17 protein-coding genes, 1 other RNA gene and 2 pseudogenes are annotated in these 22,102 nt (G+C 63.2%); 11 read left to right on the forward strand and 9 right to left on the reverse strand.

Annotated elements, in window-relative coordinates:
* Positions 1-51: 51 nt before the first annotated feature.
* The 5 genes from RI103_RS11005 to ffs all read right to left on the reverse strand — a co-directional run bounded on the left by RI103_RS11005 (position 52) and on the right by ffs (position 5,786).
* Entirely contained in the window at positions 52-1,284 is a 1,233-nt protein-coding gene (locus RI103_RS11005; RefSeq protein WP_310812068.1) for a CaiB/BaiF CoA-transferase family protein, read from the reverse strand.
* A 134-nt stretch (positions 1,285-1,418) separates the two neighbouring features.
* On the reverse strand, positions 1,419-2,015 hold the full coding sequence (recR, locus tag RI103_RS11010; protein ID WP_310812069.1) for a recombination mediator RecR: 597 nt from the start codon (positions 2,013-2,015) through the stop codon (positions 1,419-1,421).
* 263 nt (positions 2,016-2,278) lie between these two features.
* Positions 2,279-2,605, reverse strand: coding sequence for a YbaB/EbfC family nucleoid-associated protein (locus RI103_RS11015; protein WP_007182071.1), 327 nt, complete (start codon positions 2,603-2,605; stop codon positions 2,279-2,281).
* 67 nt (positions 2,606-2,672) lie between these two features.
* The gene (gene dnaX, locus RI103_RS11020) at positions 2,673-5,456 is read right to left on the reverse strand and encodes a DNA polymerase III subunit gamma/tau (RefSeq protein ID WP_310812070.1); all 2,784 of its coding nucleotides are present in this window, start codon (positions 5,454-5,456) and stop codon (positions 2,673-2,675) included.
* Positions 5,457-5,687: 231 nt separating this feature from the next.
* An RNA gene (ffs, locus tag RI103_RS11025) (signal recognition particle sRNA small type) lies at positions 5,688-5,786 on the reverse strand.
* Positions 5,787-6,239: 453 nt separating this feature from the next.
* Between ffs and trxA the strand changes: the two genes are divergently transcribed.
* The 8 genes from trxA (at position 6,240) to RI103_RS11065 (ending at position 15,180) form a co-directional block, all read left to right on the forward strand.
* Complete coding sequence (trxA, locus tag RI103_RS11030) at positions 6,240-6,566, forward strand: thioredoxin TrxA (RefSeq protein WP_006048864.1); 327 nt, start codon at positions 6,240-6,242, stop codon at positions 6,564-6,566.
* A 238-nt stretch (positions 6,567-6,804) separates the two neighbouring features.
* Positions 6,805-8,073 (forward strand): transcription termination factor Rho, encoded by a 1,269-nt coding sequence (gene rho / locus RI103_RS11035; protein WP_006048863.1) that lies wholly within the window; start codon positions 6,805-6,807, stop codon positions 8,071-8,073.
* A 223-nt stretch (positions 8,074-8,296) separates the two neighbouring features.
* Positions 8,297-8,833, forward strand: a complete 537-nt coding sequence (locus RI103_RS11040) for a MerR family transcriptional regulator (RefSeq protein WP_310812071.1) — start codon at positions 8,297-8,299, stop codon at positions 8,831-8,833.
* Positions 8,830-10,383: an MFS transporter gene (locus RI103_RS11045; RefSeq protein WP_310812072.1), complete on the forward strand. Its 1,554-nt coding sequence runs from the start codon at positions 8,830-8,832 to the stop codon at positions 10,381-10,383. The genes RI103_RS11040 and RI103_RS11045 overlap by 4 nt, the downstream gene beginning before the upstream one ends.
* Positions 10,384-10,398: 15 nt before the next feature.
* Complete coding sequence (locus RI103_RS11050; RefSeq protein WP_310812073.1) at positions 10,399-11,232, forward strand: zinc-dependent peptidase; 834 nt, start codon at positions 10,399-10,401, stop codon at positions 11,230-11,232.
* A 238-nt stretch (positions 11,233-11,470) separates the two neighbouring features.
* Positions 11,471-11,737: a type B 50S ribosomal protein L31 gene (locus tag RI103_RS11055; RefSeq protein ID WP_064269917.1), complete on the forward strand. Its 267-nt coding sequence runs from the start codon at positions 11,471-11,473 to the stop codon at positions 11,735-11,737.
* 303 nt (positions 11,738-12,040) lie between these two features.
* Complete coding sequence (locus tag RI103_RS11060; protein WP_310812074.1) at positions 12,041-13,798, forward strand: glycosyltransferase family 39 protein; 1,758 nt, start codon at positions 12,041-12,043, stop codon at positions 13,796-13,798.
* A 2-nt stretch (positions 13,799-13,800) separates the two neighbouring features.
* Complete coding sequence (locus RI103_RS11065) at positions 13,801-15,180, forward strand: MATE family efflux transporter (RefSeq protein ID WP_310812075.1); 1,380 nt, start codon at positions 13,801-13,803, stop codon at positions 15,178-15,180.
* 187 nt (positions 15,181-15,367) lie between these two features.
* Here RI103_RS11065 and RI103_RS11070 read toward each other — a convergent pair.
* Both RI103_RS11070 and RI103_RS11075 read right to left on the reverse strand, forming a co-directional pair.
* Positions 15,368-15,814: pseudogene (locus tag RI103_RS11070) on the reverse strand (carboxymuconolactone decarboxylase family protein).
* Positions 15,766-16,262: pseudogene (locus RI103_RS11075) on the reverse strand (MerR family transcriptional regulator). Before RI103_RS11075 ends, RI103_RS11070 begins: the two co-directional pseudogenes overlap by 49 nt.
* A 301-nt stretch (positions 16,263-16,563) precedes the next feature.
* Here RI103_RS11075 and RI103_RS11080 point away from each other — a divergent pair.
* Both RI103_RS11080 and RI103_RS11085 read left to right on the forward strand, forming a co-directional pair.
* Positions 16,564-17,148 (forward strand): helix-hairpin-helix domain-containing protein, encoded by a 585-nt coding sequence (locus RI103_RS11080; RefSeq protein WP_310812076.1) that lies wholly within the window; start codon positions 16,564-16,566, stop codon positions 17,146-17,148.
* A gap of 219 nt (positions 17,149-17,367) precedes the next feature.
* Positions 17,368-17,796 carry a YidB family protein gene (locus RI103_RS11085; RefSeq protein WP_310812077.1) on the forward strand — a complete coding sequence of 143 codons (429 nt, stop codon included), beginning with the start codon at positions 17,368-17,370 and terminating at the stop codon, positions 17,794-17,796.
* Positions 17,797-17,956: 160 nt separating this feature from the next.
* Here the strand turns inward: RI103_RS11085 and clpB are convergent, their stop codons facing one another.
* On the reverse strand, positions 17,957-20,554 hold the full coding sequence (clpB, locus tag RI103_RS11090; RefSeq protein ID WP_310812078.1) for an ATP-dependent chaperone ClpB: 2,598 nt from the start codon (positions 20,552-20,554) through the stop codon (positions 17,957-17,959).
* Positions 20,555-20,673: 119 nt separating this feature from the next.
* The gene (locus tag RI103_RS11095) at positions 20,674-21,174 is read right to left on the reverse strand and encodes an Rrf2 family transcriptional regulator (protein ID WP_310812079.1); all 501 of its coding nucleotides are present in this window, start codon (positions 21,172-21,174) and stop codon (positions 20,674-20,676) included.
* 303 nt (positions 21,175-21,477) lie between these two features.
* Between RI103_RS11095 and RI103_RS11100 the strand changes: the two genes are divergently transcribed.
* Positions 21,478-22,029 carry a group III truncated hemoglobin gene (locus tag RI103_RS11100; protein ID WP_310812080.1) on the forward strand — a complete coding sequence of 184 codons (552 nt, stop codon included), beginning with the start codon at positions 21,478-21,480 and terminating at the stop codon, positions 22,027-22,029.
* Positions 22,030-22,102 lie beyond the last annotated feature (73 nt).

A 22,102-nucleotide genomic window follows, 5' to 3' on the forward strand; every position in this document is an offset into this window, starting at 1 on the left:
GTCCGGTTTCTGATTTTTACCGCAGCGCTCGTGGGCGCCGCGTGTGCTTACTCAAACGATCTGTTGCGCGTGCAACCTTGCAATGTGGTCTGCATCATAACCTAGCGTTTGCAGGACTTCATCGGTATGTTCACCCAGTTCCGGACCCAGCCAGCGCGTCTCGCCCGGCGTGGCCGAGAGCTTCGGCGTGACCGACGGCAACGTGATCTCCTTGCCGTCCTGCCACTTGAAACGCTGGATCATCTGACGCGCCATGAACTGCGGATCGGTGAACATGTCCGCCACGCTGTAGATGCGGCCCACCGGCACGTCGGCGGCATTCAGCACGGCGAGGGCTTCGTCGATGGTGCGCGTGGCGAGCCACGCCGCAATCGCGCCGTCGATTTCCTGAGTGCGCGGCACGCGGCCGTCGTTGTGCGCGAGCGCCGGATCGTTGGCGAGGTCTTCACGCCCGATTGCGATCATCAAACGCTTGAAGATCGGATCGCTATTGCCGCCGATCACGATGCTGCCGTCGCGGCACGGATACGTATTGGACGGCACGATCCCCGGCAGCGACGCGCCGGTGCGCTCGCGCACCATGCCGTACACGCCGTATTCGGGCACCACGCTTTCCATCATGTTGAAGACGGCCTCGTACAGCGCGACGTCGACGACCTGCCCCTTGCCGCCGTTCACCTGCTTGTGATGCAGCGCCATCAGCGCGCCGATCACACCGTGCAGCGCGGCAATCGAATCGCCGATCGAAATACCGATGCGCGGCGGCGGCAAATCCGGATAGCCGGTGATATGGCGCAAGCCGCCCATCGATTCCGCGATCGCGCCGAAGCCGGGCCGGTCGCGATACGGACCGGTCTGGCCGTAGCCGGACAGCCGCACCATGACGAGCCCGGGATTTTCCGCGGACAGCACGTCATAGCCGAGCCCGAGTTTTTCCAGCAAACCCGGCCGGAAATTTTCCACGACGATATCCGCTTCTTTCGCGAGGCGCCGCACGATCTCCTTACCCTCTTCGGCTTTCAGATTGATCGTGACGGATTTCTTGTTGCGCGCCTGCACGGCCCACCAGAGCGACGTACCGCCGACTTCCGGATAGAGCTTGCGCCACTTGCGCAGCGGATCGCCGCCTTTGGGATCCTCGATCTTGATGACGTCGGCGCCGAACTCGCCGAGAAAGCGCGCGGCGAACGGACCGGCGATCAGCGTGCCCAGTTCCAGCACCTTGACGCCGGCGAGCGGGCCTTGCGGCGCGGCGCTCGCGTCTGATTCAGGGATAGCGCTCATATGTCTCCTTTTGTCGACCAGAGTTGGCGCTTTAGCGACTTACTCTGGTCCCATGCAAAGCTGTCGACCAGAGTTGGCGCTTTAGCGACTTACTCTGGTGCTGACGCCCGTCGCGCCGCGGCGGGTGCCATGCGCTACATGGAGCGACGGTCGAGCATGGCGCGGGCAATGGTGCCGGCGTCCACATACTCGAGTTCGCCGCCCACCGGCACGCCGCGCGCGAGACGCGTGACGGCGAGGCCGCGCGCCTTGAGCGTCTGCCCGAGGTAATGTGCGGTCGCCTCGCCTTCGTTGGTGAAATTGGTTGCGAGCACGACTTCCTTGACGACGCCATCCGATGCGCGTTTGACCAGCCGGTCGAAATGAATCTCCTTCGGACCAATGCCGTCGAGCGGACTCAGACGCCCCATCAGCACGAAATAGAGGCCGCGATATGTCATGGTCTGCTCGAGCATGATCTGGTCGGCGGGCGTCTCGACGACGCACAGCAAGCTGGGATCGCGCTCCTCGTCGAGGCAGACCTCGCAGATCTGCGCTTCGGTAAAGGTGTTGCACTTCTCGCAGTGCTGCAGATGCTCGGTGGCGAACAGCAGCGAGCGGCCGAGTTTTTCGGCGCCGTCGCGGTCGTGCTGCATCAGGTGGTACGCCATGCGTTGTGCCGACTTCGGCCCGACACCGGGCAGCGCGCGCAGCGCTTCGACGAGCGCCGACAAGGCGGAAGGTTGTTTCATGCGGATCGGCGTCGAAGTGGGTAGTGCCCGGCTATCCGGGTGGCGATGCGGTGATTCGGTCGGCTTCTATCATTGCGGCGCTGGTCCGGACAGGCGCGCACGACGCGCCCTCGAACGCACCCAAACCAGTCGGGTCAAGCGCGGAACACGCGCGCAGCGAGTGCGGCACTGACAGCACGCGCAGCATGTGCAGTTCGCGCGTTCCACTCTCGCCGCGGCAACAGCAGCCGCGGCGCCGACCCTCCGCCTTGCGGCGACGTCGCTTAGAACGGCAGCTTGAAGCCCGGCGGCAACGGCAAGCCGGAAGTCATGCCGCCCATCTTTTCCTGGGCGGTGGCTTCAGCCTTGCGCACGGCGTCGTTGAACGCGGCGGCGACGAGGTCTTCCAGCATGTCCTTGTCGTCGGCGAGCAGGCTCGGGTCGATCGACACGCGGCGCACGTCGTTCTTGCAGGTCATCGTCACCTTCACGAGACCGGCGCCCGACTGCCCCTCGACTTCGATCAGCGCGAGTTGCTCCTGCATCTTCTTCATGTTTTCCTGCATCTGCTGGGCTTGCTTCATCAGCCCGGCGAGTTGGCCTTTCATCATGGACATGCTCCTTCTTGATAGCGTGAAATTCGGAAATCGGGCGCGCTATAGCGTATCGCGCGACGAATCAGTGGACCGACGGCGCGCCGTTCGAGCCGGCGTCCGGAGTAATCGGGCGGATCGAGCCCGGCACGATGCTCGCGCCGAACTCGCGGATCAGCGACTGCACGAACGGATCGGCACCGATCTCGCGCTCCGCTTCCTGCTGACGCTGCGCGCGCATGGCGGCGTCGTGCGCGGCGGCCGTGCGGCGCGCCGGACCGACTTCAACCAGCACGTCGACAGTCTGGCCGAGCCTGTCGGCGAGCGCGGCTTTCAGTTTAGCGACCTGCGAGGCTTCCGCGTATTGCGGCACCGGCACGTTCAGTTTGAGCGTGTTGCCTTCGAGCGCCATGAGTTCGCTGTTGAACGCGAGCTGATACGAAATGCCCTTGAGCGGCAGCTCGACGGCAAGCGCCGGCCAGTCGCCCTTGAAACCCAGCGGATCGAGCGGCACGGCGGGCGGCAGCGGACGTTGATCGACCACCGGCGCCGGCGTGGGCGCTGGCGCGGCGCTTACTCGGACATCGTCCGGGCCGCTGTCGAATACGGGCATGTAGCCGTCGTCCGGCAGGCCGTAATAGCCTTCGTCCGCGGCGGTGAGCGGCATGTATTCGTCGGGCGGCATGTCGTCCCACGGGGGCACCGACGAGCCGTTCTGTTCAGCGCCGTTGCGCGGTGTCGGCGACGAAGAGGCGGACGCTGACGTGCGCGCGTCAGGTGCCGCCGGCGCGGCCTCCTGCTGCGGTGCGCGGCGCGGCGCGCCCGGTGTCGGCACGGGAACGACGACACGCGGCGCAGCCGGTTTTGGCGTAGCCGGCGCGGCGGGCTTCGCGGCCGCTGCCGCGGTGGCGCGGCCACGGTCGGAGGACACTTTCAAGCCGGCGCTGCGCAGGACGTCGAGTGCGGCGCTCGCGCCGCCTGCTCGACGCGGCGCGGTATCGGCTGCGGGTGACGGCTCCTGCGACGGCGCCACTGCGGCGGCCTGCTCGGTGCGTGCGAGCGCGGCGGCTGCCGGTGCGCTGAGGGAGGACGCGGGCGCTGCGTCATCGAGGGCTGCGGCTGTGGGAGCTTGATTCGAAGCCGGGCCATTGATGCCCGCATTCGCGGAAACTTCAGTCGAAGCCTGACCATTTATGCCACCGTTCGCGGAGACTTCGTTCTCTGCCGGGTTGGCGGGCACGTCGTCCCATGGGGCCACGGCGGGCGCTGAGGCTGCTGTGGACGATACCGACGATGGAGATGTCGCTGGCGGCGTCGATGTTGTGTCAGCATCGACCACCGTTGGCGACGGCGCTGAATTCACGTCGTCGACTACGGGCGTCGACTTGGCGACGATTGCCGTTTCGGCACCCGGCGACTGCTCCGGTGCGGCGCCTTGGTTGGAATCCGCCGGCGGCGTTGCTTGCTTGCCGCCAACAACAGGCCGCACGTCAACTCGACTGTCGGCTGGCATCGCAGCGTGCGCCGCAGGCTCAACCGATGCATCGACCTCGGCGCCCTTGTCGGCCACCACACCATTGTCAGGCCGCATCTCACGGACCGGCGCGCCCGCATTCACGTTCGCTTCGCACGAACTCGCCGGCGCAGGTATCGCGGCCGCTCTTGCCGGCGAACCCGACATACCCTGGTGCGCGGCCACGGCCGGCGCACCAGCACGTTTCGCCCCGCTCGCTCCGGCCTGGCCTGGCGCACGCGCCGAACCCACGGCGCCACCGCCGCCCGAAGGCGCCGGCTCGAACGCGAGCATGCGCAGCAGCGTCATGGTGAAGCCGGCGTATTCGTCCGGCGCGAGACCCAGTTCGCTTCGGCCGATCGTCGCGATCTGATAGAACAATTGCACCTGCTCGGCGCTCAGCGCTTCGGCGAACCGGCGCAGGTCGGCCGCCTCGGGCCACTCGTCCAGCACCGACGACGGCGCAAACTGCGCCCACGCGATCCGATGCAGCAGACTCGCCAGATCCTGCAGCGCCGTCGAAAACGACAGGCTGCGCAACGCCATCTCGTCGGCGACCGACAGCACCGCGGCGCCGTCGCCGTCCGCGAGCGCGTCGAGCAGACGAATCAGGTAGCTCTGGTCGAGCGCGCCGAGCATGCCGCGCACGGCTTCTTCATTCACCTGGTTGGCCGAATAGGCAATCGCCTGATCGGTCAGCGAAAGCGCGTCGCGCATCGACCCGTCGGCTGCGCGCGCGAGCAGGCGCAGCGCCTGGGCGTCGTACGGCACCTTCTCTTCGCCGAGAATGTGTTCGAGATGCGAGACGATATGGCCGGCGGGCATCTGCTTCAGATTGAACTGCAAACAGCGCGACAGCACCGTGACGGGAATTTTTTGCGGATCAGTGGTGGCAAGAATGAACTTGACGTGCGAAGGCGGCTCCTCCAGCGTCTTCAACATGGCGTTGAAGGCGTGGTTGGTCAGCATGTGCACTTCGTCGATCATGTAGACCTTGAAGCGCGCATCCACCGGCGCGTAGACGGCGCGCTCCAGCAGCGCCGCCATTTCGTCGACGCCGCGATTGCTCGCCGCGTCCATCTCCACATAATCGACAAAGCGCCCTTCGTCGATCTCGCGGCACGCGCGGCACACGCCGCACGGCGTGGAGGTCACGCCGGTTTCGCAATTCAGCGCCTTGGCGAAGATGCGCGACAGCGTGGTTTTGCCGACGCCGCGTGTGCCGGTAAACAGATAGGCATGGTGCAGACGGCCGCCGTCGAGCGCGTGCGTGAGCGCGCGCACCACGTGCTCCTGTCCGACGAGCGAGGCGAAATCCTTCGGCCGCCATTTGCGTGCGAGAACTTGATAGGTCATCCGGAAATTGTATCAGTAACGATGGCACGCAAAACCGATTCGCGACGGCGCGCGAACGCATGCTGCGACTTCATTGAAACTGGCTACCGGACCGATAGAAAAAAATAGATGAGGCGCGCGAGAAACACCACAACGCATGGCTGCATGCGGCTGCACTCAGGGTAAAACAGGAGATGGGGTGCGTTTGCGCAAGAACCCGCGCAGGACAACAAGAAAAAACAGAAAAAGGAAGGTGACGAGCCCGACCCTCGGCACTGGTGGAAAACGGCTGTGGCTGCTTCGTTCCCGACCTGACCAGGTTGACCATCCCTCCATGCGAGGAGGCCCGTCACGAAACATTCTATCACCGCTTGGCCCGTCGCGCGACTGTTAATACGAGCAAAGCGTCAACGACGCGCCGAATCGCGCCCTTCGAACCATATAGGCCATATAGGCGAAATTCGCGACCGGCCGCGTCGGAGCCACTTGAGTTTTGGCCGCCGAGCCACCAGATAGGTTGCGTCATGGTTTGATGAATCACGGTGGCACTTCATCGGCAGCCATTGGCCCCACTGCCCTGATGAGTACTATCAGCCCCGACAACGCATAGCGAATTAAGCTAAACTGCCGTACGGATGACCCGCAAACGCGAGCGCTCCACATATTCTGGAAAGGGTTTTCACCTGTTCGGGCGTGTGTCGGCAAGGCTCCGATTGCGGCAAAGCGAACGGAAGTTTCCTTAAGTTTTGACGTATCGTGGCGAGCAATTCAGGCGGGCCTCGAACCGATAGAGGTATTCATACAATGAGCGAACAAATCAAGCATATCAGCGACGCATCGTTCGAACAGGACGTCGTGAAATCCGATAAACCCGTGCTGCTCGATTTCTGGGCTGAATGGTGCGGTCCGTGCAAGATGATCGCGCCGATCCTCGACGAAGTCGCGAAGGATTACGCCGATCGCCTGCAAATCGCCAAGATCAACGTCGATGAACATCAATCGACGCCGGTCAAGTTCGGCGTGCGCGGCATCCCCACGCTGATCCTCTTCAAGAACGGCGCCGTCGCCGCGCAGAAGGTCGGCGCATTGTCGAAATCGCAACTCACCGCGTTCCTCGACGGCAACCTGTAAAAACGGTCGCATCGGCGCGCTGCGAGCCCAGTGAGGCCCGCGAGCGCGTCGTGTTGAGCGTGTTGTCAGGCGACAACACGCTCAACAAGAAAGATGCCATGCCGTCGCACCGGCGGAAATTGGCGTGTGCTATGCTAGAATCCGCAAAACGTCGAAAAGACGTGTAAGTCCTTGAGCGGTTCCGCTCACTCTCCTCCCAGATTTCATTTCGTCGCACCTTCTCCTGCGGGTTCTCCGTATGCATTTATCCGAGCTTAAGACTCTGCACGTGTCCGAATTGATCGAGATGGCCAATGGCCTCGAGATCGAAAGTGCGAACCGCCTGCGCAAGCAGGAACTGATGTTCGCCATTCTAAAAAAACGAGCCAAAACGGGCGACACGATCTTCGGCGACGGCACGCTTGAAGTGCTGCCGGACGGCTTCGGCTTCCTGCGTTCGCCGGAAACCTCGTACCTCGCCAGCACGGATGACATTTACATCAGCCCGTCGCAAATCCGCCGCTTCAACCTGCATACGGGCGACACGATCGAAGGCGAAGTGCGTACGCCGAAAGACGGCGAGCGTTATTTCGCGCTGGTGAAGGTGGACAAGGTCAACGGCCAGCCGCCGGAAGCCTCGAAGCACAAGATCATGTTCGAAAACCTGACGCCGCTGCACCCGAACAAGGTGCTGCTGCTCGAACGTGAAATGCGTGGCGAGGAAAACGTCACGGGCCGCATCATCGACATGATCGCGCCGATCGGCAAAGGCCAGCGCGGCCTGCTGGTCGCTTCGCCGAAGTCCGGCAAGACCGTGATGCTTCAGCACATCGCCCACGCGATCAAGCAGAACCATCCGGATGTCGTGCTGTTCGTGCTGCTGATCGATGAACGCCCGGAAGAAGTGACCGAAATGCAGCGTTCGGTGGCGGGCGAAGTGATCGCCTCCACGTTCGACGAACCGGCCGCGCGTCACGTGCAGGTCGCCGAAATGGTGATCGAAAAAGCCAAACGCCTCGTCGAAATGAAGAACGACGTGGTGATTCTGCTCGACTCGATCACGCGTCTCGCGCGTGCATACAACACTGTCGTGCCGGCCTCGGGCAAGGTGCTGACAGGTGGTGTCGACGCTAACGCGCTGCAACGTCCGAAGCGCTTCTTCGGCGCGGCGCGCAATATCGAGGAAGGCGGTTCGCTGACCATCATCGGCACGGCGCTGATCGAAACCGGCAGCCGCATGGACGACGTGATCTACGAAGAATTCAAGGGCACAGGCAACATGGAAGTGCACCTGGAGCGCCGTCTTGCTGAAAAGCGCGTCTACCCGTCGATCAACCTGAACAAGTCCGGCACACGCCGTGAAGAACTGCTGATCAAGCCCGAAGTGCTGCAAAAGATCTGGGTGCTGCGCAAGTTCATTCACGACATGGACGAAGTCGAGTCGATGGAATTCCTGCTCGACAAGATCCGCCAGACGAAGAGCAACTCCGAGTTCTTCGACATGATGCGTCGTGGTGGTGGCAGCTAAGGCTTTAAGCTGATATTGCCGCACTAGCCACTGCATCCGCATCGCATGGAAAAGCCGCTCGCGTAACGAGCGGCTTTTTTTCGTCCGTCTTTTTTGCCATCCCCCGCGCGGCGCGCTAACCGCTCCGGATATGCGGCATTGATATGGTCAGGCGTGACAACATGTACGTGAACGTACACGTTGAAGTACAATACGTCCGGTCCGCCATGTCTGTCACCCGCCCATGCCCAAAGATTCACCAACTCTGCTCACGGTGCGCGACGCCGCCGAACGTCTCGGCGTCACTGCGCGCACCCTGAAGTACTACGAGGAACGCGGCCTCGTTTCGCCCACGCGCAGCGAAGGCCGCTACCGGCTTTACGACGAGGACGATCTGAAGCGCTTCGGCCGCATTCTGCGTTTGCGCTCGCTCGGCTTCTCGTTGCACAGCGTGACCGAAATGCTCAAGCGTCCGCTGGAACCCGTCGACGGCGGCCACCGCTACTCGACCGAATCGTTGCAGCAGATTCACGACGCCATCGAACAACAGGTCGCGGCACTCGACGCCCGCATCGAAAGCGTGCGCCGCGAACTGAAGGAAGCGCAGAAGCTGCGCGCCGAACTGAGCCCCGATCTCGACTATCTGAAACGGCGCCTTGCCGGCGAGAATGCGGAGGCGCTGCTCGAGCAGCGCCGCAATGCGCGCGCCAAGGCTGGCAACGCGACACCTCCAAAACAGGCAAAAGAACCAGACGATTCCGCGCCGGGCGAATCCTCATGAGCACCACATCGGCCCGCGTGCCGTTGTTCAGCGTCGAAAAACTGCGCGGCGATTTCTTCCCCTGGGTGCTGGCCGTCGTCACCGGCCTCGACTATTTCGACAATTCGATCTTCTCGTTTTTCACCAGCTATATCGCCGGCGGCATCAACGCGTCGCCCGATGAACTGGTGTGGGCGTCGAGCGCCTATGCGGTCGCGGCGGTGTTGGGCATCCTGCAGCAACAGTGGTGGGTCGAACGCTTCGGCTACCGGCGCTACGTCGCCGGCTGCATGCTGCTCTACGCCGCCGGCGCGGTGGCCGCGGCGCTGTGCGAATCGTCGATCGAGCTGGCGTTCGCGCGCGGCTTTCAAGGCTACTTCATCGGCCCGATGATGGGCACCTGCCGCATCCTGATCCAGATGAGTTTCAAGCCGCAGCAACGGCCCGCGGCCATTCGCGCTTTTCTCATACTGATCGTCCTGAGCAGCGCGCTCGCGCCACTGATCGGCGGCCAGCTGGTCGGGCATTTCGACTGGCGCGCCCTTTTCGCATGCACGGCGCCGGTGGGCGTGCTGTTCGCCGTGCTGGCCTTGCTCGCGCTGCCCGACTCCGGCAACCGTCTGCCCGAGGAGCGCGGCTCGGCGCATTTCTGGCCGTACATCATCTTCGCGTTCGCACAAGGCGCGCTGCAAATCGTGATGCAGCAGGTGCGCTTCCAGTTGTTCAGCGCCTCGCCCGGACTGATTCTGCTGACCGTCGCCGGAATCGTGGCGCTCGGCTGGTTCGCCTATCACCAGTGGCATCATCCCGCGCCGCTCGTGCGCCTGCATGCGCTGCGCGAGAAGGTCTTCCAGGCCGGGCTCGTGCTCTACATGTTCTACTACTTCATCTCGACGGTGTTCAGCAATCTGATCTCGCGCTTTCTCGAGAGCGGTCTCGGCTATCCGGTCGAAAACACCGGGCAACTGGTCGGCGTGACCTCGCTGATTTCGGCGAGCGCCCTGTTCGTCTATTTGCGTTATGCGAAGCTGCTGCCGCGCAAGAAGTGGATCATCGTGCCCGGCTTCGCCGTGGCCGCGTTCGCCGCGGCATTGATGACACGCATGTCGCCCGGCGTCGGCGAAGCGGCGCTGATGCTGCCGTTGCTGTTGCGCGGCCTGTTGTTGCTGTTCATCGTGTTGCCGGTCGCCAATCTGACGTTCAGAATCTTCGCCATCGAAGAATTCACGCACGGCTACCGGCTGAAAAACATCGTGCGGCAACTGACGATATCGTTCGCGACGGCCTCCGTGATCATCGTCGAGCAGCATCGGCAAGCGCTGCATGAAACTCGCCTCGCCGAGTTCGTGAATCCGTACAATCCTGTGTTCCAGAACTCGCTCGCCGTGCTGACTAGAGATTTCGCCACCGGCCGCTCACCGTCCGAGGCGCACTCGCTGGCAATCGCGGAAATCGGCCGCACCGTCGCGCAACAGGCCAGTTTTCTGACCTCGCTCGACGGCTTCTATTTCCTGATCGGCGTGGCGATATGCGGCGGCCTGTTTGCCGCGTGGCAAAAACAGATCGACTAAGGGTTGCATCAGGCGATGCTATCGAAACTGACTCAATGGCTCGGCACACGCCGGCGCGACCGCGCGCTGCGCGACTACGCGATCGGCGATGCGCTCTGGCAAGCGACACTCGACGGCTTGCCGTTCCTCGCGCACCTCGACGCGCCGGATCTCGTGCGCTTGCGCGAACAGACGAGCCTGTTCCTCGCAAAAAAGGAATTTTCGACGGCGCACGAGCTCGAACTGACCGACGCGATGACCGTGGCGATTGCCGCCCAGGCATGTCTGCCGGTGCTGAACCTGAGCCTCGATCTGTATCGCGGCTGGGTCGGCGTGATCGTCTATCCGGGCGAGTTCGTGATCCGCAAGACGGTCGAGGACGAAGACGGCGTGGTGCACGAAGTCGTACAGGACGCGAGCGGCGAAGCGTGGGAAGGCGGGCCCGTGGTGCTGTCGTGGGAAGACGCGCAGATGACGGACGGCACGGACGCCTACAACGTCGTGATTCACGAATTTGCGCACAAGATCGACATGTTGAACGGCGAGGCGGACGGCCACCCGCCGCTCATGCGCCGCTGGCACGCGCCGCTCGATTCGCAGGCTTGGGCCGACGTGTTCGACCATGCTTACGACCACTTCTGCGCCGAAGTCGATGCGGTGCCGGAACGCCGCTGGGCGCGCTTCGAGCGCGACTCGTTGATCGATCCGTACGCGGCGGACCATCCATCGGAATTTTTTGCCGTCTGCAGCGAGGCGCTGTTCGTCCAGCCGCAGGCGTTCGAAGCCGAGTATCCGGAGCTTTACCGGTTGCTTGCGCGCTATTACAGACAGGATCCGGCGCGAGTCGGCGTAGCGTTCACGCCCGCCTGACGCGCAACACCCGCCAGGCAAGGTCCGCCGCCCGGCGCACACACCGGCCGCGAGCCGCCAGGACAGCCGCGAAAACGGCACGCATTGCTGGCAAAAAGCCGCCGCAAAAGTCGTCAAACGACTGATTTTCTGGCATAATCGCCGTTTTTCGACCATAGGCAAGTGGCTCGCGCCTAGATGCGGATCGTTTAATTTCGGCCGCACGCGGGTTGGCTACCGCCAGATTAAAGGAAAGACCATGAAAGAAGGCATTCACCCGGATTACCGCGAAGTTCTGTTCATCGACGTGTCGAACGACTTCAAGTTTGTGACGCGCTCGACCATCCAGACGCGTGAAACCGCCGAATTCAACGGCAAGACCTACCCGCTCGCCAAGATCGAAGTGTCGTCGGAATCGCATCCGTTCTACACCGGCCAGCAAAAGATCATGGACACGGCAGGCCGCGTCGAGAAGTTCCGCAACAAGTTCGGCTCGCGCGCTACCGGCAAGGCAGCAGCGAAGTAATACCCGCCTCGTCGCCGGCCCTGGCCGGCAGCGCAGCAGGAGCAAAAAGGGCAGCGCGAGCTGCCCTTTTTTGTCGCCTGGCTGATGGGTGACTGGCGGCCAATGCCGGAGCAAACGCTCGACCGCAGCGCCGGCGTGCCGCCCAATCCGTGTTACAGCATTCCCAACGACGTTGCGAGCCGTTACCGGCCGTGACGCGCATCGCACGGCACGACTACAATGCCGGATGCTCCAAATTGGCCATTCCAGCCGGACATGCCGTCCGGTCCCGGCTGCACCGCTTATCCGATATCCACACACCGCATGAGACCTGTCGTTCGCCTCACTGCCTCAGCGACCAGTGCGTTGCCGCGCTGGCTGCTGCTGACCATCTGTATCGTCTACGCATCGTTCGGCCTATTCGGCCGCGATCCGTGGAAGAACGAGGACGCAGCCGGCTTCGGCGTCATGTGGACCATGGCGAACGGTGGCGCGCACGACTGGCTGTTGCCGAACCTGGTCGGCAAATACCTCACTGAAGACGGCCCGCTCGGCTACTGGTTCGGCGCCAGCGCGATCCGCCTGCTCGCGCCGTGGGTCGATGCGAGCAATGCCTCACGAGTCTTCACTGGCCTGATGTTCTGCGCGGGCTGCGCGTTCGTCTGGTACGCCGCCTACCTGCTCGGCCGCCGCGCCGAAGTCCAGCCGTTCAAGTACGCCTTCGGCGGCGAGCCGGAGCCGCGCGACTACGGCCGCACGCTCGCCGACGGCGCGCTGCTGATCCTGCTCGCCTGCTTCGGCCTCGCCGAGCGCGGCCACGAAACCACGCCGCAGCTCGCGCAGTTCTTCGGCATCGCGATGCTCGTGTACGGCCTCGTGCGCATGATCGACAAGCCGATTCAGGGCGCGCTGGTCTGGGGGCTCGCCATCGCCCTCGTCACTCTGGCCAGCAGCCCGGTGCTGGTGGGCGCGCTGTTGCTCGGCACGCTGGCGATGACCCTGGTCGTGCGCGAGACGCGCTCGCGCTGGCTGCTTTTGGCGGGTCTGCCGGTGGCGCTCGTGGTGTCCGTGGCGTGGCCGATCGCCGCGCTTGCCGCCTTCCCCAACGACGCCGTCTGGTATCTCAATCAATGGGTGCACGTCAGCTTGAGTTCGTTCGCCGGGCCGCCCGGCTCGGTCGCCGGCTATGCGCTGAAAAACCTGCCGCTCTTCACGTGGCCGGCATGGCCGCTGGCACTCTGGGCGTGGTTCAGCTGGTCGGGCCTGCGGCGGGCGCCGCACGTCGCCATTCCGCTTTCGGTGATCGGGCCGCTGTTCGTGCTGGTCGTGCTGCAGAGCCATCAGTCGAACCGGCTTTACATGCTGCTGCTGCCGCCGCTCGCGGTGCTGGCCGCTTTCGCGCTGCCCACGCTCAAGCGTGGCGCGATCAATGCGATCGACTGGTTCGCGCTCCTGAGCTTCACAATTCTCGGCAGCTTCGTCTGGCTGGTCTATATCGCGGGGCTGACCGGCTTTCCGCATCCGCTCGCGCGCAATCTGGCGCGTCTCGCGCCGGGCTTCGCGCCGCAGTTCAAGATCCTGTCGTTCGTGTGCGCGGTCGCCGTGACGGTCTGCTGGTTCGTGCTGGTGCAGTGGCGTCTCGCGCGCCATCCGAAGGTCCTGTGGCGCAGCGTGGTGCTCTCGAGCGCCGGCACCACCTTGATGTGGGTGCTGCTCATGACGCTGTGGCTGCCGGTCGTCAACTACAGCCGGACCTATAAGGACGTCGCCCAACAGATCGCCGCCCATCTGCCGGACGACTACACCTGCATTTCGCCGGTGCGCCTCGGCAATGCGCAGATCGCGACCTTCGCCTATTTCGGCGACATGCACTTCGCCTTCGACCAGGACTGCGATGTGATCCTGCGTCAGGACACGCAGGATTATGGCGAACCGAGCGCGATGTCCGACTTCGTCTGGAAGCTGGTGTGGGAAGGCCGCCGCGTGGCCGACCGCGATGAACGCTTCCGTCTGTACGTGCGTATCGACCGTCCGAAGCCGCCGGTCGTCAAACGCCGCAGCTGGCACAAGAAGTCCGACTGAGCATGCTCGCCGACGTACGGAAAATCGCCGGCCTCGCGTGGCCGGTGTTGATCGGTCAACTGGCGATCATCGCGTTCGGTGTGATCGACACGGCGATGGTCGGCCGCTATTCGGCTGTCGATCTGGCCGCGCTCGGCCTTGGCTCGTCGATCTATATCTCCGTGTATATCGGCCTGACCGGCATTCTGACCGCGCTGCAACCGATTACCGCGCAACTCTACGGCGCGCGCCGCTACGCCGAGATCGGTGAAGAAGTTCGCCAGGCCTTGTGGCTCGCGGCGGCGCTAACCGTGATCGGCTTCCTGATTCTGTTCTTCCCGGGCCCCGTGCTGCGGGTGGCGCGCGTGCCCGAGGCGCTGCACGACCGCACTGTCGCGTACCTGCGGATTCTGGCCTTCGGCTTGCCGGCCGGCCTGGCGTTTCGCGTCTACAGTTCGGTCACGAATGCAGTCGGCAAACCGCGGCTCGTGATGATCCTGCAGGTCGGCGCGCTGCTGCTCAAGGTGCCGCTCAACACGTGGTTCATCTTCGGCGGCTTCGGCGTGCCGGCGCTCGGCGGGCCGGGTTGCGCACTCGCCAGCACGACGATCAACTGGGCGCTGGCCGTGGTCGGCATGCTGCTGCTGACGCGCGTCGACGTCTTCAGCCCGTTCGCGATCTTCGCGCAGTTTTGCACGCCGGTCTGGCGGCGCCAGGCGGCGCTACTGCGGCTGGGCATTCCGATGGGCCTGTCCTATCTGATCGAAGTGACCTCCTACACGTTCATGGCGCTTTTCATTGCGCGCTTCGGCACGACGACGCTCGCCGGCCACCAGATCGCCGGCAATATCGGCGCGGTGCTGTACATGACGCCGCTGTCGATCGGCATTGCTGCGTCGACGCTGGTCGCTCAGGCGCTCGGCGCGCATCGTCCGGAAGCGGCGCGTACGCTGTCGCGTCACGGCATCATGATGGCCATGACGATCGCCTGCTGCTACGGCGCGATCGTGCTGGTGCTGCGGCCATACATCATCGAAGGCTATACGCCGAATGCGCAGGTCGTGGCGGCGGCGCTGCCGCTGGTGTTGATCGTCGTGTGCTATCACCTGTTCGATGCCTTGCAGATCACCACCGCGTTCGTGTTGCGCGCCTACAAGGTCGCGGTCGTGCCGACCGTGATCTACGCCGTGGCGCTATGGGGCGTGGGGCTCGGCGGCGGCTATGCGCTCGGCTTCAACGTGACCGGCGTTACGCCGGAATGGCTGACCGGCGCGCGCGGCTTCTGGGTGGCGAATACCGCGAGTCTGGCGATTGCGGGCATCGGCTTGCTGATGTATTGGCGCGTGGTGAGCAAGCGGTATTTGCATGCCGAGGCGGCGCTTCGGGTCGATTCGGCGGCTTGACGGGGCTGTTGCAGGGTGCAGGATGGCCGGCTTTCTCGCTGGTAAACAGGACTTTGATCTGAGGCCATCAGCGCGCTGTGGTGGTGGTTATCAGCAACAGACAGTTAGTTGCGTTATAGACTCCTAAAAAAGCGGCTGCGCAACGCACCCGCTTGCCTACTCTTGCTGCCCCCTTGCCTCGCGGATATCAACCCGCGTGCGCTTCCTCCTCCGCCCGCACCGCGCTTTCCGATTGCGTGTCGTTCGACGCCTGATCATGGCGCTCGAAAATCTCGTGCGCCGCGAACAACGCATTCAGCGCCGCCGGAAAGCCGGCATAAAGCGCCATCTGCATGAACACCTAGACGATCTCCTCGCGCGTGCAGCCGACGTTCAACGCCGCTTCGATATGCACCTTCAACTGCGGCTTTGCGCACCCAAGCGTGGCGAGCGACGCAATCGTGGCGATTTCACGCGCGCGCAGATCGAGCTGCGGCCGGCTGTAAATGTCGCCGAAGCCGAATTCGATCAGCAGGCGGCCAAAATCCGGCGCGATCGGCGCGAGCGCGGCGATCACGTGTTCGCCGGCCGAGCCGTCGATTTCCTTCAGTTTGTCCCAGCCTCGGGTGTAACGGTCGTTGTGTGCGTGGTCCATGGTGAGTCCTCTTCCGAATGTGAATGTGGCTGGATTGCGTCGGTCTGTCGTGTCGAGTGCTCCACGGCGGGTGCGCGCCCGACCGCTTCGTAGTAAGCGATCTTGTCGACGATCGCGCCGAGGTTGATCTGCAACTCGGCGATCCGCGCCAAAACCGCATCCCGATGCGCCACCAGCATGTCGCGGCGCGCGCCCACCGTCGGCTGACCTTGCGCACGCAGCGCTGCGAACGCCTGCATGCCGGCGATCGGCATGCCGGTCGCCTTGAGCCGCATTACGAACTGCAGCCAGTCGAGATCGGCCGGCGAATACAGCCGATGCCCCGCCTTTTCGTCCGGCCGACGGCGCGAATCAGCCCGGCCTGTTCGTAGCAGCGCAGCGTATGCGTCGAAACGCCGATCGTTTCAGCGACCTGCCCGATGGTGAGTGCTTTCGAGATATTCGACATGACGGAACTCAGGTTAGGACTTCGAGTGCACTCTAAGTCAAGTGCGTCATGCTGCCATTTGTCTGCGCTGTCTTTTTTTATGGCACGCGGATTTGATCGATAAACTCATAACAGCCCAATAACGAGGCAAAAGGTTTAAATCTTGTTCACACTGATTTACTTGTCATGAATCGATCGGTATAAATCGTCCGCGTTCGCAAATAGGGGCGCGCAATTTGTCCTATGCTTAAGCGCAGCGAATGCTGACAGGACGAGTTGTCCCTTAGCGGCTAACTTTTTTGCCCTCAATGGAGTGCTTGCCATGCTGAAGAAGCTTTTGATGCTTTGCGTTGCTTTGGCTCTGTCGCTGTCGGCCGGATTCGCGGCGGCCGTCGAAGTGAATTCCGCCGATCAGGCGGCGCTCGAATCGGTCAAGGGTATCGGCCCGGTGCATGCGAAAGCGATCATCGACGAACGAACCAAGAATGGCCCGTTCAAGGACGCCGATGATCTGGCCACGCGCGTCAAGGGCATCGGCGCGAAATCGGTGACCAATCTCGAAGCGGCCGGCCTCACGATCAACGGTTCGTCCACGCCGCCGAGCGGCGCCAAGCCCGCAACGAAGCCGAGCACCACGGCCAGCACCAAGGCAGCGGCTACCGCGCCTACGGCGGCGCCCACCACGGCAGCCAACACGACGCCAGCCGCGCCGGCTGACGCTTCCGGCGCGAAGGCGTCGAAGTCGAAGAAGAAGAGCAAGGCCGCGGCGTCCGAAGCGGCAGCGGCTTCCGCGCCGGCCACCGCGGCTGCGGCGGCGCCGGCCGATGCCTCCGACACTAAAGCATCGAAGAAGAAAGCCAAGAAGAGCAAGGCCGCCTCGGCTGCGGCGGCCTCGGGCGGTGCCTGACAGCACGAAACGAGGACCGGACAGAATCAAACGGAGTACGAAACAGGACTGAGCGCCGGCAGCGTAGCGGCCCGGTGGTACGCGCGTGACTCCCCACGCGAATGAACCCATCGGCGCCGTCGTGCCGCCGTCCGCCTTCCTTCCACGGCGCCGCGCAACCGCGCGGCGTTTTCACCCGCTGACCCGTCAAGCACGTGTCGGCATTCAAGAGAGACCGTCATGAGCCTACTCGACACACTCGGTTCCCTGGTTGGCAAATCCCCCGAGGGCGGTGGCCAGCAAGCCCTGGTTTCGGCCGCACTCGAATTCGTCAATAGCCAGCCGGGCGGCCTGAACGGCCTGATCGACCGTTTCAAGGAAAAAGGCCTCGGCGACGTCGTGGCCTCGTGGGTCAGCAACGGCGAGAACCAGCCGATCGGGGCCGATGCGCTGCACAGCGTCCTCGGCTCGGAGACCGTCACCAACCTCGCGGCGAAGGCTGGCGTGCAGCCGGATCAGGTCACTGGTCTGCTGTCGCAGATTCTCCCTCACGTCGTCAACGCCGCCACGCCGGAAGGCGAAGTGCCGGCTGAAGGCAAGCTGAACGCCACCACCGTGCTCGGCGCGCTCGGCGGTTTGTCGGCGCTGTTCGGCAAGGGCAACGCGTAACGACGCGGGCGGCCTCGCCTGCCCACATACCCGTACCCCCGCTTGCACGATCAGCGGGCAAAAAAAACGGCAACGAAGTCACCTTCGTTGCCGTTTTTTTACGTCGTCAGGAACGGCTCGACCGCTACCGTTCCCGCCTTCGAAGAAGAACGCGATCCGCTTAATGCACGACGCGTTCGAACACCAGCTTGCCGTCTTCCAGTTCGACCGGAATCACGTCCTTCGGACCGAACTTGCCGGCCAGTATCAGCTTGGCGACCGGGTTCTCGATCTCCTGCTGGATCGCGCGCTTCAACGGCCGCGCGCCGAACAGCGGATCGTAGCCGACCTTGCCCACGTGCTCGAGCGCCGAATCCGACACCACCAATTGCATGTCGAGCTTGGCAAGCCGCTCGTGCAGACGTTGCAACTGGATCCGCGCGATCGACTGGATGTTCGAGCGGTCGAGCGCATGGAACACCACGACGTCGTCGATCCGGTTCAGGAACTCGGGGCGGAAGTGCAGCTTCACTTCTTCCCAGACCGCGTCCTTCACCGCTTCTTGCGGCTCGCCGACCATCGACTGGATCACCTGCGAACCGAGGTTCGACGTCATCACGATCACCGTGTTCTTGAAGTCCACGGTACGGCCCTGGCCGTCGGTCATACGGCCGTCGTCGAGCACTTGCAGCAGCACGTTGAACACGTCTGGATGCGCCTTCTCGATTTCGTCGAGCAGGATCACGCTATACGGCTTGCGACGCACGGCTTCCGTCAGATAACCGCCTTCTTCATAGCCGACGTATCCCGGCGGCGCACCGATCAGACGCGCGACGCTGTGCTTCTCCATGAATTCGCTCATGTCGATACGGATCAGATGATCTTCCGAATCGAACAGGAACGACGCCAAGGCCTTGCACAACTCGGTTTTGCCGACACCGGTCGGACCGAGGAACAGGAACGAACCATACGGCCGGTTCGGATCCGACAAACCCGCGCGCGAGCGGCGGATCGCATCGGCCACCGCGCTGATCGCCTCGTCCTGGCCGACCACGCGCGCGTGCAGTTTCTCTTCGATCTGCAGCAGCTTTTCGCGCTCGCCCTGCATCATGCGCGACACCGGAATGCCGGTGGAACGCGACACGACTTCAGCGATTTCTTCCGCACCGACCTGCGTGCGCAACAGACGCGGACGCGTCGGGTTGTTCTGCTCGCTCGCCTCGGCTTTGGTCACTTCCTTCAACTGCGCTTCGAGACCCGGCAGCTTGCCGTACTGCAGTTCGGCGACCTTCTCCAGCTTGCCTTCACGTTGCAGGCGCGTGATTTCCGCACGCGTTTTTTCGATCTCTTCCTTCAGTTGCGCGCTGCCCTGCACCGCTGCTTTTTCCGCGGTCCAGATTTCTTCGAGGTCCGAATATTCGCGATTGAGCCGCTCGATTTCTTCCTCGATCAATTGCAGACGCTTTTGCGACGCTTCGTCTTTTTCCTTCTTGACCGCTTCGCGTTCGATCTTCAACTGGATCAAACGACGGTCGAGCCGATCCATCTCTTCCGGCTTTGAGTCGATTTCCATCTTGATCTTCGAAGCGGCCTCATCGATCAGGTCGATGGCCTTGTCCGGCAGGAAGCGATCCGTGATGTAGCGATGCGACAGTTCCGCCGCCGCCACGATCGCCGGGTCGGTGATATCGACGCCGTGATGCAGTTCGTACTTTTCCTGCAGACCGCGCAGGATCGCGATGGTCGCTTCCACGGTCGGCTCGTCGACCAGCACCTTCTGGAAGCGGCGCTCGAGCGCGGCATCCTTTTCGATGTACTTGCGATATTCGTCGAGCGTGGTCGCGCCGACGCAATGCAGTTCGCCGCGCGAGAGCGCCGGCTTGAGCATGTTGCCCGCGTCCATCGCGCCTTCGGCCTTGCCCGCGCCGACCATGGTGTGAATTTCGTCGATGAAGACGATGGTCTGCCCTTCGTCTTTCGCGATGTCGCTGAGCACGGCCTTCAGGCGCTCTTCGAACTCGCCGCGATACTTGGCGCCGGCCAGCAAGGCCGCCATATCCAGCGACAGCACGCGCTTGCCCTTGAGCGTTTCCGGCACTTCGCCATTGACGATGCGCTGCGCCAGACCTTCGACGATCGCGGTCTTGCCCACGCCCGGTTCGCCGATCAGCACCGGGTTATTCTTGGTGCGGCGTTGCAGGATCTGGATCGAGCGACGGATTTCGTCGTCGCGGCCGATCACCGGATCGAGCTTGCCGGCCCGCGCGCGCTCGGTCAGATCCACGGTGTATTTCTTCAGCGCTTCACGCTGGCTTTCGGCGTCCTGGCTATGGACCTGCGAGCCGCCGCGCACCGCGGCGATCGCGCTTTCCAGCGACTTGCGCGACAAACCGTGCTGACGTGCGAGACGGCCGGCCTCGCCTTTGTCGTCCGCGATCGCAAGCAGGAACATCTCGCTCGCGATGAACGTGTCGTTGAGCTTTTGCGCTTCCTTATCGGCCTGGTTCAGCAGACCGGTCAGCTCGCGGCCGATCTGCACGTTGCCGTCCGTGCCCTGCACTTGCGGCAGACGCGTCATGGCGTCGCCGAGCGCCGTTTGCAGCGCCTGCACGTGCACGCCGGCACGCGAGAGCAGCGAGCGCGCCGAGCCGTCGTGTTGGGCGACTAGCGCCGACAGCACGTGAACCGGTTCGATATATTGATTGTCATGGCCGACGGCCAGACTCTGGGCATCCGCCAGTGCTTCCTGGAATTTAGTGGTGAGTTTGTCGATTCTCATCAAGAGACCTCCAATTTCGATTACCACCAAAATGAGGCGTTTTACCCAGGTTTCAAGCGCTTTTTTGCTTCAAGCGACAACTATTTAACACTTCACGCGAGAGAAATGCCTGCGCATTTTCAGACCAGCGATGCGGAATCGCCGCCGGCCGGCGCAACCGGCATGATCGGAATCACGCTGCTCAAGCCGAGCAGTGCGGCCAGCGGACCATGCGGCTGCGCCACCTCAGCAATGGTATGACGGTCGAGCTCGGCGAGGAAGGCATTGCGGGCTGTCTCGAGAGCGCCTCGCAGACGACACTGCGCGGTGATGACACAGCCTCGGCGCTCGCCATGTTGGTCCGGAAAGCAACCGACCAGCGCAAAGTCGCTTTCGGTCGCGCGCACGATCTCGCCAACCGTCAGCGCGCTGGTCTGCTCGGCGAGTCGCAGGCCGCCGTTGCGCCCGCGCACGGTCTCGACCCAGCCGAGTTCGCCGAGTTGCTGCACGACTTTCATCAAGTGGTTCTTGGAAATGCCGTACGCGTCCGAAATGTCCTGGATTGTCGACAAGCCGCTGCCACGAACAGCGAGGTAGAGCAGGACGCGTAGTGAGTAATCCGTATAGTCGGTCAGTCTCATAAGTGCAGGTATCGCAATAAGCGCAAGCCGCGATCCGGGAGATAACCGCGTCGATGCAAGGGTTGCCGTGGGCCGTCGCTTCGCCCTAAGATGCAGGCGCTACGCATATTTCGAGTTCTGCGCAGACTGGCGGAGTGGGTCATTCGACAGTAATGGTAACGTTTCCTGCGTGGGGCATTCTTACGAAAAGCGGGGTGTTCGCATCCTACTTCCTTTCGTTTGGACTCAATATGAGGCCATTCCTGACACTCCGTAGCGCTGTGTGGCGATACACGATGAATGGCCGCATTTCCTGGAATTTGCATGAATCCGTCCTTCCCTGCCGCGCCGGTGGTCGAGCGCGCCGCCGAACCCACCGAGGCGAATATCCGCGATCTCGTCTACGGTTTCTACGACCGCGTGCGTGCCGACACGCTGCTCGGCCCCGTCTTCGACGCGACGCTGGCGGGCCGCTGGGACGACCACCTGCCCAAGATGTGCACGTTCTGGGGCAGCCTCGTGTTGGGCGCGAAGCAATACCGCGGCAACGTGCAGCAGGCGCATCAGCCGCTCGAGGGTATCGAACCGCAGCACTTCAGCCGTTGGCTGTATCTGTTTCTGGATACGGTCGAATCGCGTTATCAGCCTGCCGCGGCGGTGCGGTTCATGGAACCGGCGCTGCGAATCGCGCAGAGCCTGCAGTTGAGCCGTTTCGGCTGGGACTACAAGATTCCGGAGGAACAGAAGGCGCTGCTGGACCGCGTTGCGCCGAAGCGGCGTGCGCGCGAGGGCGACGATAGCCACGGCGCGCGGCCGGCTGGTGAGCCTTTTCCCCCTTTTCCCACGCGGATCGTAGGCCGGGCGCCGGACGAATGATCCGGGGTTCACCTTGAAGGCCGTTTCAAGCCCATACGGCGGCGCGGAGTGCACCGCGCGAGCGTCCGGCAGC

The sequence above is a fragment of the Paraburkholderia sp. FT54 genome (genome assembly GCF_031585635.1).
Taxonomy (GTDB): Bacteria; Pseudomonadota; Gammaproteobacteria; order Burkholderiales; family Burkholderiaceae; genus Paraburkholderia.